This is a genomic window from Cupriavidus sp. 05L411 (assembly GCF_056398045.1).
Window position 1 is genome coordinate 92,944 of the sequence record NZ_JBFTOQ010000003.1, and the last position, 14,460, is coordinate 107,403.

Consider the following 14,460-nt stretch of genomic DNA (forward strand, 5'->3'; position numbering starts at 1 on the left):
AAATAATGGAGACCGCCTTGCCCAATCACAGACCTATCCTTGCGCACCGCCCCACCCTCAACGCCATCGTTACCGCCACGCTGGCCGTTGGCGCCGCACTGCTGAGCGCCACCGGCGCGCAGGCGCAGGAGCACTGGCCGCAGAAGCCCGTCACCATCGTCGTGCCGTTTCCCGCCGGCGGCATGACCGACCTGCTGGCGCGCCGCATCGCGCGCGACATGCAGGCCGAGTTCAAGCAGCCGTTCGTGGTGGACAACCGCGCCGGCGCCAGCGGCCAGATCGGCACCGAGATCGTCGCGCGCGCCAACCCGGACGGCTACACGCTGCTGGTCAGCGCCACGCACCAGGTGATCAATCCCGCGGTGCGGCCCAAGCTACCGTACAACGCCAGCAAGGACTTCACCCCGATCGCGCTGCTGGCGACCACGCCCAACGTGCTGGTGGTGAACAACAATGTGCCGGTGTCGAACCTGCAGGAATTCCTTGCGTACGCGAGAAAGCAAAAGGACGGCTTGTCATTCGGCTCATCCAGCATCGGCGGCGCCACGCACATGTCGGGGGAGCTGCTGCGGCTGATGACCAACACGCCGCTGACGCACATTCCCTACAAGGGCGCGGCGCCGGCGCTGTCGGACCTGCTCGGCGGCCAGATCCCCGCGCTGTTCCATGACGTGATGACGATGGCGCCCTATGTGAAGGACGGCAAGGTCAAGGCCATCGGCGTGACCTCGGCCAAGCGCAGCGAGGCCTTGCCCAATGTGCCCACCATTGCCGAGCAGGGCGTGCCCGGCTACGAGGCCACCACGTGGATTGGCTTCTATGGCCCGGCCAACCTGCCCAAGCCGCTGGTGGAGCGCCTGAACCGCGACGCCGTGAAGAGCATGAACACGGCGGAATCCAAGGCTAACCTGGCGCAGAGTGGCACCACGCCCGGCACGCTGAATGCCGAGCAGTTCGGCGCGTTTGTGCAGGCGGAACTGGTCAAGTGGAAGCGCGTGGCCACCGAGGCCAAGGTGAAGGTGGATTGAGATGAGCGACAACATGCTTGAACTGCTGGCCCCGCGTTCGGTTGCCATCCTTGGCGCCTCCGATAATCCGATCAAGGCCGGCGGCCGGCCGATCGATTACATGCGCCGCTACGGCTTTGCCGGGCGTGTGTATCCGGTCAACCCCAAACGCGCGCAGATCCAGGGCCTGCAGGCCTATCCCGAACTGGCCGCGCTGCCCGATGCGCCCGATGTCGTGGTGGTCAGTGTTGCGGGGCAGGAGGTCGAACAGGCCATCGACCAGTGCCTGGCGATCAACGCGCGCGCGGCGGTGATTTACTCATCGGGCTTTGCGGAGCTTGGCGAAGCCGGCGCGGCGCAGCAGCGCAGGCTGGTCGAGCGTGCGCGCGCGGGCGGTTTGCGCTTGTTCGGCCCCAATACGCAGGGCGTGGCCAACTTCCGCGATGGCGCCATCCTGCATTTCTCCACCATGATCAACGAGGAAGCCGGTCAGGACGGGCCGGTCGCCATCGTCAGCCAGAGCGGCGCGGGCTCTTCCATCGTCTACGGTGGACTGCGCCGCAAGGGCATCGGCGTGCGCTATATGGTGGCGACCGGCAATGAGGCGGACATCACTGCCGCAGAGGTGCTGCGCGCGGTCGCGGACGATCCGGACATCCGGGTGCTGCTGCTCTATATCGAATCGCTGAAAGACCCGGCCGTGCTGGCGCAGGCCGCGCGCGTCGCGCATCAGCGCGACATTCCCATCCTCGCGGTCAAAGCTGGCCGCACGCAGGCCGGGCAACTCACCGCCAGCTCGCACACCGGAGCGCTGGCCGGTGAGGACGCACTAGCCGACGCCTTCCTGCGCCAGAACGGCATCCAGCGCGTGGCGGATTTCCGCGAGCTGGTCGAGTACAGCCAGGTGTTTATCGGCGGGCAGCGTCCGCGTGGACGCAAGGTAGTGGCGATCAGCAATTCCGGCGCGACATGCGTACTGGCGGCCGATGCCGCCGAGGACCAGGGCCTCGCGCTGTGCCAGTTCGCAGGCGATGGGCAAGCCGCGCTCAAGGCAGTGCTTCCATCGTTCGTGTCGGCGCGCAATCCGATCGACATGACCACCGCGCTGCTGGGCCAGCCGCACATCTATGGGCAGACGCTGGAAGTGGTGGCCGCGCAGCGCCAGGCCGACATGATCTACGTGGGCTTTCCCATCGGCGGCGAGGGCTACGATTTTGCCGACTTCTCCGCGCAGACCGGCCGCTTTGCGTCTGCCAGCGGCGTGCCGGTGGCGGTCAGCGCCAACCAGGAATGGGTGGCGCAGGCGTTCCGCGCGCAAGGCGTGCCGGTGTTCGACAGCGAGCGTGCCGCCATGCGCGCACTGGGCATGCTCGCGCGGCACGTGGAGGTGAATGCCGCCGCGTTGGCCGAGCCCGCCGCGTTGCCGCCGGTGTTCGCCAAGGACAATGCGGCCCCCAACGTATCGCTTGACGAAGTGGCAAGCCTGGCGGCGCTGGCGCAGGCCGGTCTGCCGGTTGTGCAGCATCGCCTGTGCCGCAGCGCGGATGACGTGCGCCGCGCGCTGGGCGAACTGGGCACGCCAGTGGTTGCCAAGGGCGTTTCGCCCGATATCACGCACAAGTCCGAACTCGGGCTGGTGCGCCTCGGCCTTGCCGGCGAGACGCAGGCACTGGCTGCCTTCCATGACCTGGACCGTGTGCTGCGAGGGCTGTCTGCCAGCCAGGGTATCCACCATGGCGGCGTCTTGCTGGCGCGCCAGCAACGCGGCGCTTTCGAGCTGGCGGTGGGCGCGCACATCGACGACGTCTACGGACCGGTGGTGATGGTGGGGCAGGGCGGCGTGCTGGTCGAAGCGATAGACGACGTGCAGTTTCTCGTCGCGCCCTTCAACGCCACGCAGGCGCGCGAGGCCATCGGCCGGCTGCGCATTGCGCGCGCCTTTGGCGCGCTGCGCGGCATGGCGGCGGTCGATGTGGATGCGCTGGCGCAAATGCTGGTGCGCCTGGGCGACTGGATGGTGCAGGCACAGGGACAGGTACGCTCGGTGGACGCCAATCCGGTCATGGTGAGCCGCGCCGGCGTGGCGCCGGTGCTGGTCGACGCGGTGGTGATCCGCGCGGGAGAAAGGTCATGAATGCCACGACGAAAGCCTGCGGAACGCTACGTCCAGCACGTCCARCACGCCCGGTAAGCCGCGTGCTGGTCGCGAATCGCGGCGCGGTAGCGGCGCGCGTCATCCGCGCGCTGCGCGGGCTGGGCCTGGAATCGGTCGCGGTGTACTCGGATGCCGACGCCGGCTTGCCCTATCTGCGCGAAGCCGATGCCGCGCTGCGCCTGGGCGAAGCGCCGCCGCTGGCCAGCTACCTGGACCAGGACAAGTTGCTGGAAGCCGCGCGCGCCAGTCGCGCCGATGCGGTGCATCCCGGCTATGGCTTCCTCTCGGAAAACGCCGCTTTCGCCGAGCGCGTGGAAGCCGCCGGCCTGTGCTTTATCGGCCCGTCCCCGCACTGGATCCGGCGGCTTGGCCACAAGACCGAAGCGCGCGCTTTCATGGCCGCGCAAGGCATGCCGCTGGCGCCCAGCTCCGAGGTGCTGCCCGACGACATGGACACCGTTGCCGCCGCGGCGCAGGGTATCGGCTATCCGGTGCTGATCAAGCCCGCCGGCGGCGGCGGCGGCATCGGCATGGTGCCGGTGCGTGACGCGGCCGGCTTGGCCGCTGCCTGGCAGCAGGCGCGCTCGGTGGCGCAGCGCAGCTTTGGCCAGGCCGAGTTGTACCTGGAGAAGCTGGTCGAGCAGCCGCGCCATATCGAGTTCCAGGTGCTGGCCGACCGCCACGGCGGCGTGCGCATCCTGTGGGAGCGCGATTGCTCCGTGCAGCGCCGTCATCAGAAGGTCATCGAGGAAGCGCGCGCGCACGGGCTGGACCGTGCCGAGGTGCAAGCCATGGCGGCCAAGCTCTCGGCACTGCTGTCCGGCATCGGCTACGACGTGATCGGCACGGTGGAAATGCTGCACACGCCGGCCACCGGATTCGTCTTCCTGGAGATGAACACGCGCCTGCAGGTGGAGCACGCCGTCACCGAGCAGATCACCGGCGTGGATATCGTGGCCGCGCAGATCCGGCTGGCGCGCGGCGAGCGCATCGATGATGTGCTGCCGGGCGGCCAGGTTCCCGCGCAGGGCCATGCCATCGAGGCGCGTGTGTATGCCGAGGACCCGTTGCGCTTCTTCCCGTCGCCTGGCCCGCTGGAGGTATTCCGCCCGCCGCAAGGTGCGGGCATCCGCGTGGAAACCGGCTACGCCGAAGGCGAGCGCGTCACGCCGTACTACGATCCCATGCTGGCCAAGGTGATTGCCACCGGCGCTGATCGCGGCGAGGCCATCGCCACGCTGCGCGCGGCGCTGCGGGATTTCGCCGTTGCCGGCGTCAAGACCAATATCCCTTTCATCCTGCGCGTGCTCGCGCATCCCGATTTCCTGGCCGGGCGCATCGATACCGCGCTCGTCCAGCGTGTGCTGGCCACGCCTGCCGCAGAGAACCCACAACCTACACAGAGAGCTGCCTGATGAACAAGATCGAAGCCGCGGTAAGCGGCCATGTCTGCGCCATCCACATCGAAGTTGGCGCTACCATTGCGGCCGGCGACGCCGTGATGATGATCGAGTCCATGAAAATGGAGATACCGCTCGAATCCGAATATGCTGGCGTGGTCAAGGCCATCCTGGTGCAGCCAGGCGACGCCGTCGCCGAGGGCCAGGCGGTGGTAGAACTCGCATAACGCGAATAAGGAAGCATTGTTTTGGAAAGTCCCGCTCAGATTGTCCCGGTAGCGCCGGGCACACCCGAGAAACCCTACTTCGGCATCGACGTGCCGCTGATGCGCCATCTTGGCCTGCAGCCCGTGCGGATGGAAGAGGGCCTGTGCCACACGCGCCTGCCGGTCAGCCCGTTCCTGGTCAACAGCCGGGGCGACGTGCACGGCGGCACCTTGATGGCCACGCTGGATTTCACGCTCAGCGGCGCCGCGCGCTCGCATGCGCCGCTGGAAACCGGCGTGATCACCATCGATATGTCCACGCATTTCCTGGCTGCGGCACGCGGTGAACTGCACCTGGAAGCGCGCTGCATGCGGCGCGGCGCGCGCATCGCGTTTTGCGAGGGCGAAGTGAAGAACGCCGCTGGTGAAGTAGTTTGCGTGGCACGCGCGGCGTTCAAGCTGGTGCCGCTGAGCAGCGGCGGGGACTGACGCTTCAGGCGTTGCCGCTGGCCGGACGGTAGACCTGGGCGAAGCGCGCCTGCTGAACGACGCCGTAGTCGTTCGGCGCGTATTGCATCAGCCAGTCGCCGGCCGCGCCATGCAGCACGTCGCCGCCGGCTGAGCGGGCGATGCTGAAATCCTGGTCCATGCGTTTGGCCAGCACCACGCCCGGGATGTTCTGGTAGGCGCCATCCTGGCCGTGGGTGCCGGCTTGCAGCGGTTCGTACTTGGGGTCGAAGCGTTCGCGCGAGACGACCCAGCGGTCGCCGGTGGAGCCGGTGATGATGGCGTCGCCGGGCTGGTAGCGGTTGGGGCCTTCGAGGCTGATGAGTTCGCCGGGTTCTTTGGCGAAGGCTACCTGTACCACTTCGTGCTTTTGGTAGGCGGCGGCGGCGGGGTCGGTGCGCAGGTCGATCTGGGTGAGGATGGGCATGGCGTGGCGGATGGCAGGCTGGGGCGCAAATCATACCGCTGGTTCGCTCCCCGCTCCTTAGCCCAGTACTTAACCCAATACTTAACCCAATACTTAACCCAGCACCCGCGGCGCAAAGCCGTGGTTCAGCGGCCCGTTGCCCGTCCCAAGCGCAAAGTCAGCGCCCGCCACAATCGCATCGGCCACGAAATCCAGCGCCACTTCCACCGCGTCTTCCAGCTTGTCGCCCCTTGCCAGCTGGGCAGCAATGGCCGCGGCCAGCGTGCAGCCGGTGCCATGCAGGTTGCGGGTGTCAACCCGCTGATGCCTGAACACGCGCACAGTGCCGTCGGCACTCAGCAGCAGGTCGTCCAGGCCGGCATCGGCCGGATCCAGGTGCCCGCCCTTGAGCAGCACCGCCGGGCAGCCCAGCGCGACCAGGTCGCGTGCAGCTTGCTCCATCTCTTCGCGGCGGGTGATTTCGCGGCCCAGCAGGTAGGACGCCTCCGGCAGGTTGGGCGTGACCAGCACGGCGCGCGGGAACAGCAGGCGCACCATGGCCTGGGTGGTGGCGTCGTCCGCCAGGGTGGCGCCGGAGGTGGAGATCATGACCGGGTCCACTACCAACTGGCGAATGCCATGGCGGTCCACCGCGGCGGCTACCGCCTCGACGATGGCTGCGGTGCCCAGCATGCCGGTCTTGGCCGCATCCACGCCGATATCGCTGGCAACCGCATCGATCTGGGCCGCTACCATGTCGGCCGGGATGGCATGCACGCCGGTCACGCCGAGCGTGTTCTGCGCCGTGATGGCGGTGATCGCGCTCATGCCGAAGCAGCCCAGCGCCGCAAAGGTCTTGAGATCGGCCTGGATGCCGGCGCCGCCGCCCGAGTCGGAGCCGGCGATGGTCAGGGTGCGCGGGGGGCGGTGTGTCGTCAGGGTCATGTGCTGGGCCGGCGGTCAAGAAAAATTCATGGCGGTGGCGGTGCCAAGCGTGCCGGGGCAGGCTACAATACCGCCACTCCGAGGAGCGTTGCAACGAATGGGCCTTATTGTGCCATTCGCCAGGCTCGGACTGTCTTCAACGGCGCTCGCTGATCCGTGGCATACACACGGAGGCGAGTCGACCTATCCGCCCGTTATGCAAAGGCCCTGGTGTTCACCATCCTTGCATGGCGCGGCCGTATTCCCCGCACTCGTCCTTCGTCGCCACTCTTCATCGGAGTGAAACATGAACGCAGTGACTGACCTGAAGAACGATTACCTCGTGGCCGATCTGGGCCTCGCCGGCTGGGGCCGCAAGGAAATCGCCATCGCCGAAACCGAAATGCCTGGCCTGATGGCCATCCGCGACGAGTACGCTGCCGCCCAGCCCCTGAAGGGCGCGCGCATCGCCGGCTCGCTGCACATGACCATCCAGACCGCCGTGCTGATCGAGACGCTGGTGGCGCTTGGCGCCGACGTGCGCTGGGCATCGTGCAACATCTTCTCGACCCAGGACCACGCTGCCGCGGCCATCGCCGCTTCGGGCACGCCGGTGTTCGCCTTCAAGGGCGAATCGCTGAAGGAGTACTGGGACTTCACCCACCGCATCTTCGACTGGAAGGATGGCGGCACCCCCAACATGATCCTGGACGACGGCGGCGATGCCACGCTGCTGCTGCACCTGGGCGCCCGCGCCGAGAAGGACGCATCGCTGATCGCCAACCCGGGCAGCGAGGAAGAGACCTTCCTGTTCGCTGCGATCAAGGAAAAGCTGGCCAAGGACCCGTCCTGGTACAGCCGTAACCTGGACGCCATCAAGGGCGTGACCGAGGAAACCACCACGGGCGTGCACCGCCTGTACCAGATGGCGCAAAAGGGCGAGCTCAAGTTCCCCGCCATCAACGTCAACGACTCGGTGACCAAGAGCAAGTTCGACAACCTGTATGGCTGCCGTGAATCGCTGGTGGACGGCATCAAGCGCGCCACCGACGTGATGATCGCCGGCAAGGTTGCGCTGGTGGCCGGCTACGGCGACGTGGGCAAGGGCAGCGCGCAGGCACTGCGTGCCCTGTCGGCCCAGGTGTGGGTGACCGAAGTCGACCCGATCTGCGCACTGCAGGCCGCGATGGAAGGCTACCGCGTGGTGACCATGGAATACGCTGCCGACAAGGCCGACATCTTCGTCACCTGCACCGGCAACTACCACGTCATCACCCATGACCACATGGCCAAGATGAAGGACCAGGCCATCGTCTGCAACATCGGCCACTTTGACAACGAGATCGACATCGCCTCGCTGGAAAAGTACGAGTGGGACGAGATCAAGCCGCAGGTCGACCACGTGGTGTTCCCCGCCGTTGGCGATCAACCCAGCAAGAAGATCATCATCCTGGCCAAGGGCCGCCTAGTGAACCTGGGCTGCGGCACGGGCCACCCGTCGTACGTGATGAGCAGCTCGTTCGCCAACCAGACCATCGCCCAGATCGAACTGTGGCAGGAACGCGAAAGCGGCAAGTACCCGGTCGGCGTCTACACGCTGCCCAAGCACCTGGACGAAAAGGTCGCGCGCCTGCAGCTGAAGAAGCTCAACGCGCAACTGTCCGAGCTGACCGAGCAGCAAGCCGCCTACATCGGCGTGAGCAAGCAAGGCCCGTACAAGGCCGATCACTACCGTTATTGATCTGCCGGTGACCGGCGGCTGATCTGCGTTTGATCAACCGCCGGTTCGTCAGCCTGCGGCGCCCGCGCGCCGCGGGTGCCGTGCCCCGAATCTGCCCCGAATCCGTTTTACCCAAGCGAAGGAGTCGTCATGAGATTGTTGGCCGTCTGGATCATCAACGCCGCCGCGCTGTTCCTGGTGGGCAGCCTGATCGATGGGATTCATCTTGGCGGCTTCGGCTCGGCCATGATCGCTGCGCTGGTGCTTGGCCTGGTGAATACCTTGATCCGCCCGATCCTGGTGATCCTGACCTTGCCGGTGACGCTGCTGACGCTTGGCCTGTTCATCTTCGTGATCAACGCGCTGCTGTTCCTGTTCGTGGGCAAGCTGCTGGCCGGTTTCGTGGTCACCGGCTTTGGCGCGGCCCTGCTCGGCTCGATCCTCTACAGCGTGATCTCCTGGGCCCTGTCGAGCGTGCTGCTCGGCGAACGCCGCAGCGCCTGACGCCGTCCGGCGTCCCATGCCAATTTTTCAGCGCGCCGCGCCATAGGCGGCGCGCCACCATCATGCAAGACCGCTACTTCAGCTTTGAATTCTTCCCGCCCAAGACGGCGGAGGGCGCCGAGAAGCTGCGCAACACGCGTGCGCAGCTCGCTCCGCTGCAGCCCAAGTTCATCTCGGTGACCTTCGGCGCCGGCGGCACCACCCAGCAGGGCACGCTGGACGCCGTGCTGGAGATCCAGCGCGAAGGCATCGAGGCCGCGCCGCATTTGTCGTGCGTGGGGTCCTCGCGCGAGAGCATCCGCAATATCCTCAAGACCTACCGTGACGGCGGCATCCGCCATATCGTCGCGCTGCGCGGCGACATGCCGTCGGGCATGGGCGAGATCGGCGAGTTCCGCTATGCCAACGAACTGGTGGAGTTCATCCGCGCCGAGACCGGCGACTGGTTCAACATTGAGGTGGCGGCTTATCCCGAGTACCACCCGCAGGCCAAGTCGCCCCGCCACGATCTCGAGAACTTCGTGCGCAAGGTCAAGGCCGGCGCCGACTCGGCCATCACCCAGTACTTCTTCAACGCCGATGCGTACTTCCGTTTCGTCGAGGACGTGCGCGCCATGGGTGTGGACGTACCGATCGTGCCGGGCATCATGCCGATCACCAATTCCTCGCAGCTGATGCGCTTCTCCGAGATGTGCGGTGCCGAAGTGCCGCGCTGGGTGGCCAAGCGGCTGGAAGGCTTCGGCGATGACCGCGAGTCGATCCGCGCCTTTGGCCTGGATGTGGTCACCGCGCTGTGCGAGCGCCTGCTCGCGGCCGGCGTGCCGGGGCTGCATTTCTATACGCTCAACACAGCCAGCGCGACCAAAGCCATCTGGCAGCGCCTGAAGCTCTAAGGCATCCGCCCGCACCAGCGACATGCCAGCCCGCCGCCCCGACCCCTTCATCGACCATCTGCTCGAACTGCTGGGGCCGCTGGCGGCGCGCATCGGCCCGATCACCACGCGCCGCATGTTTGGCGGCCACGCCCTGTACTACGACGGACTGGTGTTCGCGCTGGTGCTGGGCGGGCGCTGCTACCTGAAAGTGGACGACCAGACGCGCGCTGGCTTCGAGGCCGAGGGCGGCGAGCCGTTCCGCTATAGCCGTAACGGACGCGAGATCTCCATGCAGCATTACCTGAGCGCTCCGCCAGCCTGCCTGGAGTCGGCCGAGGCCATGACGGCCTGGGCGCGGCTTTCCGTGGAATCCACGCTGCGGCTGGCCAACCAGGGGGGCTGAGGCGCTGCCGGGCGGTGGCATACTTTGGCTCATGGCCACCGACCCTGCCACCGTCACCGCCACGTTTCGTTTCTACGAGGAACTGAACGATTTCCTGCCGCGCGCGCAGCGCGGCCGGGATTGCGTGTGCACCTGCGCGCGCGCCGCCACCGTCAAGCACATGATCGAAGCGCTGGGCGTGCCGCACACCGAAGTGGAGCTGATCCTGGTGAACGGCGCGTCATGCGGCTTCGAGCGCCTGCTGCAGGATGGCGACCGCGTCTCCGTCTATCCCAAGTTCGAAGCCTTCGACGTCACACCGCTGCTGCGCGTGCGCGCCGAGCCGCTGCGCGCGACCCGCTTTGTTGCCGACGCCCACCTGGGCGGGTTGGCGCACCTGTTGCGCCTGACCGGCTTCGACACGCTTTACGACAACCACTACGCCGATAGCGAGATCGAAGCCATCGCCATGCGCGAGGGCCGCATCGTGCTCACGCGGGACCGCGAGCTGCTCAAACGGCGCGGGGTCACCCATGGCTGCTACGTGCGCGCCATCAAGGCCACGCCGCAATTGCGGGAGATCTTCGCGCGGCTCGACCTGGCCCGTAGCGCGCGGCCGTTCTCGCTGTGCCTGGACTGCAATGCGCCGCTGCGGGCGATCGACAAAACCGAGGTCGACGGCCGCGTGCCGCCGGGCGTGCTTGCGCGCCAGGAGCGGTTCGTGACTTGCGATTGCTGCCAGCGCGTGTTTTGGGAGGGGTCGCATTGGCGGCATATGCGGGGTTTGGTGGATGAGTTGGTGCCTGTGGGGCGTTGTTTGTAGTTTGTGGCTTTGTTTCTTGGGGGGCGCTGCTTCTTTGTACGGCGATGGTTTTTGCACCCAAGGGCCGTACGACATCCCCCTGCGGGGGCTGCCGGTCACTTTTCTTTGACCGGCAAAGAAAACTAACGAAAAGAAAGCCGCCCTGCCGGGAGCAGAGCAATAAGGCTTATATGGGGCAGTGGTTGCGTCGTACGGCCCGGAGTGTTTGCTGGCGGATCCTACCAACCCTAAGGGCATCGCATTTACATGACCTGCGGGTTACGTGGTGCAGCCCCTGACCTCGTGTGCGATGACCATTCCCACATCTGCCGTTCGCGAGGCGAGGGGCTGCGCCGTTTCGGGTGTGGCTGGTTTCGTGGTTTTGTCTCGGAGGACGAGCGCCGTGGGTGTGAGCGCGGCCCTCGCGGACGGGCCACGGTGCCCACCACGAAACCACCAAGGCAGGCAGGATCGTGGTGCTGCGCACCGCGAACGGCAGATGCCCGAACGCGCACCGAGCAAAGCGATCACGGGCACCACCACGTGACCATTTGGTCATGCCGTAGCGATGACCTTCAAGCCGGCATGGCAAAGCTAGCCAACACTCCGGGCCGTGCGACGCAACCACCGAGGCAAAAACAGCCTGATTGCTCTGCTCCCGGCAGGGCGGCTTTCTTTTCGTTAGTTTTCTTTGTCGGTCAAAGAAAAGTGACCGGCAGCCCCCGCAGGGGGATGTCGTATGGCACCTTGGGTGCAAAAACCATCGCCGTACAAAGAAGCAGCAATCAACCCCGCAGGGGGGATGTCGTATGGCTTTTGGGTGCAAACGCCATCGCCGTTCAAAGAAACAGCGACCACCCCCCCAATGGGATAAGGACACATCCTAAATCCCTCAAAACACCCCCCCCTCACTAACCACCCAATCCATCGGCAAATCATGCCCCTGCGGCACCAACGCAATCCGGCAGGCCTCATGCCCGATGCCGATCGCCACCGGCGCGTTCCCGCTGGCGGCCAGCGCCGCCAGCGTGCGGTCGTAGAACCCGCCGCCATAGCCCAGGCGGAACTTATCCCCGCTGAAACCGACACATGGAATCAGCAGGACGTCTGGCAGCAAGGGCGGTGTGCCGTCGGGCACAGGAATGCCGTAATGCCCGGCAACCATTGGCGTAGCCGGTTCCCACTGGTGGAAATCCAGCGGCGCGCCCGGCCGGCTTACCACCGGCAGGGCCGCTTGCCTCCCGGGAGCGCCGGCCAGCCAGCGCGAGACCACGCCACGGGCGTCGAACTCCTGCTGGATCGGCCAGTAGAAGCCCAGGCGACGCACGGGCAGGCGCTCCAGCAGGGCGGCCAGTGCGGCTTCGATGGCGGCGTCGGCTGCGGGGCGCTGCGGCAACGCGCCGCGCAGCGCCAGCAACTGGCGCCGTAGTGCCGCTCGCGGCATGCCGGAGTCGGGCTTTCCGGGCGCGCCGGAGGGGCTGCGAACGTCGTCGCTTGGCATGGCTGCGTGGGATAATGTCTGTTGTTGACCCAACATTGCACGGTCGGATGCGCGCCCTCGAAAGGTGTTGTCCGGCCGTCACAACAAGGAAGAAGAATGCCGAAGGGAGTATATCCGCAGCGTGTGGCCAAGGCCGCCCTGGCGGCGATCGCGTGCGCAGTGCTTGCCACGCCGGTATTTGCGCAGAAACGGCCCCAGCCGCAACCCCAATCGCAGTCGCTCGCCATCCCGAGCAACCCCGACGACGCTTTCGTGGCGCTGCGCGAAGCCGCGCGCAAGAACGACGTGGCACGCACCGACGCCATCTCGGCCACGCTGGTGGACTACCCGATCTCGTCTTACGTCGAGTACTTCCGCATCAAGCCGCAGATGTTCGACGCCAGCGGCCTGGCCCGCATCGACGCCCCTGACGACCAGGTGCGCGCTTTCCTGCAGCGCTACAAGGGCGAAGCCATTGCCGACCGCATGCGCAATGACTGGCTGCTGGTGCTGGGCAAGAAGCGCGACTGGGCCAATTTCGACGCCGAATACCCGCAGTTCGTGCTCAAGGACGATACGCAGGTCGAGTGCTACGCGTTGCTGTCGCGCGCGCTCAAGGGCCAGAACGTGGCGGCGGACGCACGCGCGGCGCTGAGCGATCCGCGCTACTACGGCGAAGGCTGTGTCGACCTGATCGGCTACCTGGCCCAAAGCAGGCAGATCGAGCCGAGCGACGTGGCCTTCCAGGCACGCCAGGCGCTGGAGCAGAACTATGTGACGCTGGCTGGGCGCATCGCCGCCACCGCGCCGGACGCGCGCGGCGACAGCAACACGCTCGCCACCGTGGTCAAGATGGCGCGCAACGATCCCGCCCAGGCCGCGGCCTACCTGAGCGCCAACGCCGGCAGCCTGTCGCGCGACGAGCAGGGCGCCGGCTGGGGCGTGGTCGGCCAGTACGCCGCCAAGAAGCTTGCACCCGAGGCGGCCGGCTACTACCGCCGGCAGATGGACCTGGGCGGCAACCAGTGGCTGTCCGACGAAACGCAGGAGTGGCGCGTGCGCGCCGCGCTGCGCCAGGGCGACTGGAAGCAGGTGCGCCAGGCCGTGGAGCTGATGCGCCCCGAGCTGCGCGCCAAGGACCCGGCCTGGACCTACTGGCACGGGCGCGCGCTCAAGGCTGACAACCGCGGCGCCGAGGCCGAGAAGCAGTTCCAGTCGATCGCCGGCCAGTTCAACTTCTACGGCCAACTGGCCAGCGAGGAACTGGGCAACCGCATCGTGCTGCCGGCACGCACGCAGGTCAGCGATGCYGAGGTCAATGCCATGCGCACCCGCCCGGGCTTCCTGCGCGCGCAGAAGCTCTACGACCTGAACCTGCGCTTCGAAGGCAATCGTGAATGGAACTGGGAACTGCGCGGCATGACCGACCGCCAGCTGCTGGCCGCCGCCGACTATGCCCGCCGCATCGAGTTGCTGGACCGCGCTGTGAACACCGCGGACCGCACCCAGGCCGAGCATGACTTCTCGCTGCGCTTCCTGATGCCGTACCGCGACATCATGCAGCGCGCCACCGATGACGTGGGCCTGGATATGGCATGGGCCTATGGGCTGGTGCGCCAGGAGTCGCGCTTCATCATGAACGCGCGCTCGTCCGCCGGCGCTCATGGCCTGATGCAGGTGATGCCGGCGACCGCCAAGTGGGTTGCGCGCAAGATTGGCATGACCGACTTCTCGCCCTCGATGATGAGCGATCCCAATGTCAACATCCAGCTTGGCACCAACTATATGAGCATGGTGCTGACTGACCTGGACAGCTCATGGACGCTGGCTTCGGCCGCCTACAACGCCGGCCCGGGCCGTCCCAAGAACTGGCGCTCCAGCTTGCCGCGCCRGGTCGAGGGCGCGATCTTCGCCGAGACCATTCCATTCTCGGAGACCCGGACCTACGTGAAGAATGTGCTGTCGAACGCCACGTACTATGCTGCATTGATGAGCGGCCGGCCGCAGTCGCTCAAGGATCGCCTGGGCGTGGTGTCGCCGTCGCAGATCACCACCACCAGCCTGCCCTGAGGTTTTAACGCCTTCGAGGCAG

Annotated in this window: 14 protein-coding genes and 1 riboswitch; of the genes, 11 read left to right on the forward strand and 3 right to left on the reverse strand. The window is 66.5% G+C overall.

The annotated features are described in order from the left end of the window. Positions 1 to 17 precede the first annotated feature (17 nt). Genes AC1DQR_RS04450 through AC1DQR_RS04470 form a run of 5 tightly spaced genes read left to right on the forward strand, consistent with a single transcriptional unit; the run spans position 18 to position 5,257 of the window. On the forward strand, positions 18 to 1,028 hold the full coding sequence (locus tag AC1DQR_RS04450; RefSeq protein WP_416050295.1) for a tripartite tricarboxylate transporter substrate binding protein: 1,011 nt from the start codon (positions 18 to 20) through the stop codon (positions 1,026 to 1,028). 1 nt (position 1,029) lies between these two features. Then, positions 1,030 to 3,141: an acetate--CoA ligase family protein gene (locus tag AC1DQR_RS04455; protein WP_416050296.1), complete on the forward strand. Its 2,112-nt coding sequence runs from the start codon at positions 1,030 to 1,032 to the stop codon at positions 3,139 to 3,141. Continuing rightward, complete coding sequence (locus AC1DQR_RS04460) at positions 3,138 to 4,577, forward strand: acetyl-CoA carboxylase biotin carboxylase subunit (protein ID WP_477132590.1); 1,440 nt, start codon at positions 3,138 to 3,140, stop codon at positions 4,575 to 4,577. Before AC1DQR_RS04455 ends, AC1DQR_RS04460 begins: the two co-directional genes overlap by 4 nt. Further along, positions 4,577 to 4,789: an acyl-CoA carboxylase biotin carboxyl carrier protein subunit gene (locus AC1DQR_RS04465; protein ID WP_174426091.1), complete on the forward strand. Its 213-nt coding sequence runs from the start codon at positions 4,577 to 4,579 to the stop codon at positions 4,787 to 4,789. The genes AC1DQR_RS04460 and AC1DQR_RS04465 overlap by 1 nt, the downstream gene beginning before the upstream one ends. 21 nt (positions 4,790 to 4,810) lie before the next feature. After that, positions 4,811 to 5,257, forward strand: coding sequence for a PaaI family thioesterase (locus AC1DQR_RS04470; protein ID WP_150989937.1), 447 nt, complete (start codon positions 4,811 to 4,813; stop codon positions 5,255 to 5,257). 4 nt (positions 5,258 to 5,261) lie between these two features. Here the strand turns inward: AC1DQR_RS04470 and AC1DQR_RS04475 are convergent, their stop codons facing one another. Together AC1DQR_RS04475 and thiD are read right to left on the reverse strand one after the other, a co-directional pair. Then, positions 5,262 to 5,702 carry a PGDYG domain-containing protein gene (locus AC1DQR_RS04475; RefSeq protein ID WP_477132591.1) on the reverse strand — a complete coding sequence of 147 codons (441 nt, stop codon included), beginning with the start codon at positions 5,700 to 5,702 and terminating at the stop codon, positions 5,262 to 5,264. Between the two features lie 93 nt (positions 5,703 to 5,795). Then, positions 5,796 to 6,626: a bifunctional hydroxymethylpyrimidine kinase/phosphomethylpyrimidine kinase gene (thiD, locus tag AC1DQR_RS04480; protein ID WP_416050299.1), complete on the reverse strand. Its 831-nt coding sequence runs from the start codon at positions 6,624 to 6,626 to the stop codon at positions 5,796 to 5,798. A gap of 74 nt (positions 6,627 to 6,700) precedes the next feature. Further along, positions 6,701 to 6,781: riboswitch (S-adenosyl-L-homocysteine riboswitch) on the forward strand. Between the two features lie 131 nt (positions 6,782 to 6,912). Here thiD and ahcY point away from each other — a divergent pair. The 5 genes from ahcY to AC1DQR_RS04505 all read left to right on the forward strand — a co-directional run bounded on the left by ahcY (position 6,913) and on the right by AC1DQR_RS04505 (position 10,909). Then, the gene (ahcY, locus tag AC1DQR_RS04485; protein ID WP_043343154.1) at positions 6,913 to 8,346 is read left to right on the forward strand and encodes an adenosylhomocysteinase; all 1,434 of its coding nucleotides are present in this window, start codon (positions 6,913 to 6,915) and stop codon (positions 8,344 to 8,346) included. A 129-nt stretch (positions 8,347 to 8,475) separates the two neighbouring features. Continuing rightward, a complete protein-coding gene (locus AC1DQR_RS04490) occupies positions 8,476 to 8,829 on the forward strand; it encodes a phage holin family protein (protein WP_150989950.1) in 354 nt (117 codons plus the stop codon). Positions 8,830 to 8,891: 62 nt separating this feature from the next. Then, positions 8,892 to 9,722, forward strand: a complete 831-nt coding sequence (metF, locus tag AC1DQR_RS04495; protein WP_416050300.1) for a methylenetetrahydrofolate reductase [NAD(P)H] — start codon at positions 8,892 to 8,894, stop codon at positions 9,720 to 9,722. A 22-nt stretch (positions 9,723 to 9,744) separates the two neighbouring features. Further along, positions 9,745 to 10,107 (forward strand): TfoX/Sxy family protein, encoded by a 363-nt coding sequence (locus tag AC1DQR_RS04500; RefSeq protein WP_416050301.1) that lies wholly within the window; start codon positions 9,745 to 9,747, stop codon positions 10,105 to 10,107. A 31-nt stretch (positions 10,108 to 10,138) separates the two neighbouring features. Next, positions 10,139 to 10,909 carry a Mut7-C RNAse domain-containing protein gene (locus AC1DQR_RS04505; RefSeq protein ID WP_477132592.1) on the forward strand — a complete coding sequence of 257 codons (771 nt, stop codon included), beginning with the start codon at positions 10,139 to 10,141 and terminating at the stop codon, positions 10,907 to 10,909. A gap of 871 nt (positions 10,910 to 11,780) precedes the next feature. Here the strand turns inward: AC1DQR_RS04505 and AC1DQR_RS04510 are convergent. Continuing rightward, the gene (locus tag AC1DQR_RS04510) at positions 11,781 to 12,332 is read right to left on the reverse strand and encodes a 5-formyltetrahydrofolate cyclo-ligase (protein ID WP_477132654.1); all 552 of its coding nucleotides are present in this window, start codon (positions 12,330 to 12,332) and stop codon (positions 11,781 to 11,783) included. 153 nt (positions 12,333 to 12,485) lie between these two features. Here AC1DQR_RS04510 and AC1DQR_RS04515 point away from each other — a divergent pair, with 153 nt between their 5' ends. Beyond that, a complete protein-coding gene (locus AC1DQR_RS04515; protein WP_477132593.1) occupies positions 12,486 to 14,438 on the forward strand; it encodes a lytic transglycosylase domain-containing protein in 1,953 nt (650 codons plus the stop codon). Positions 14,439 to 14,460 lie beyond the last annotated feature (22 nt).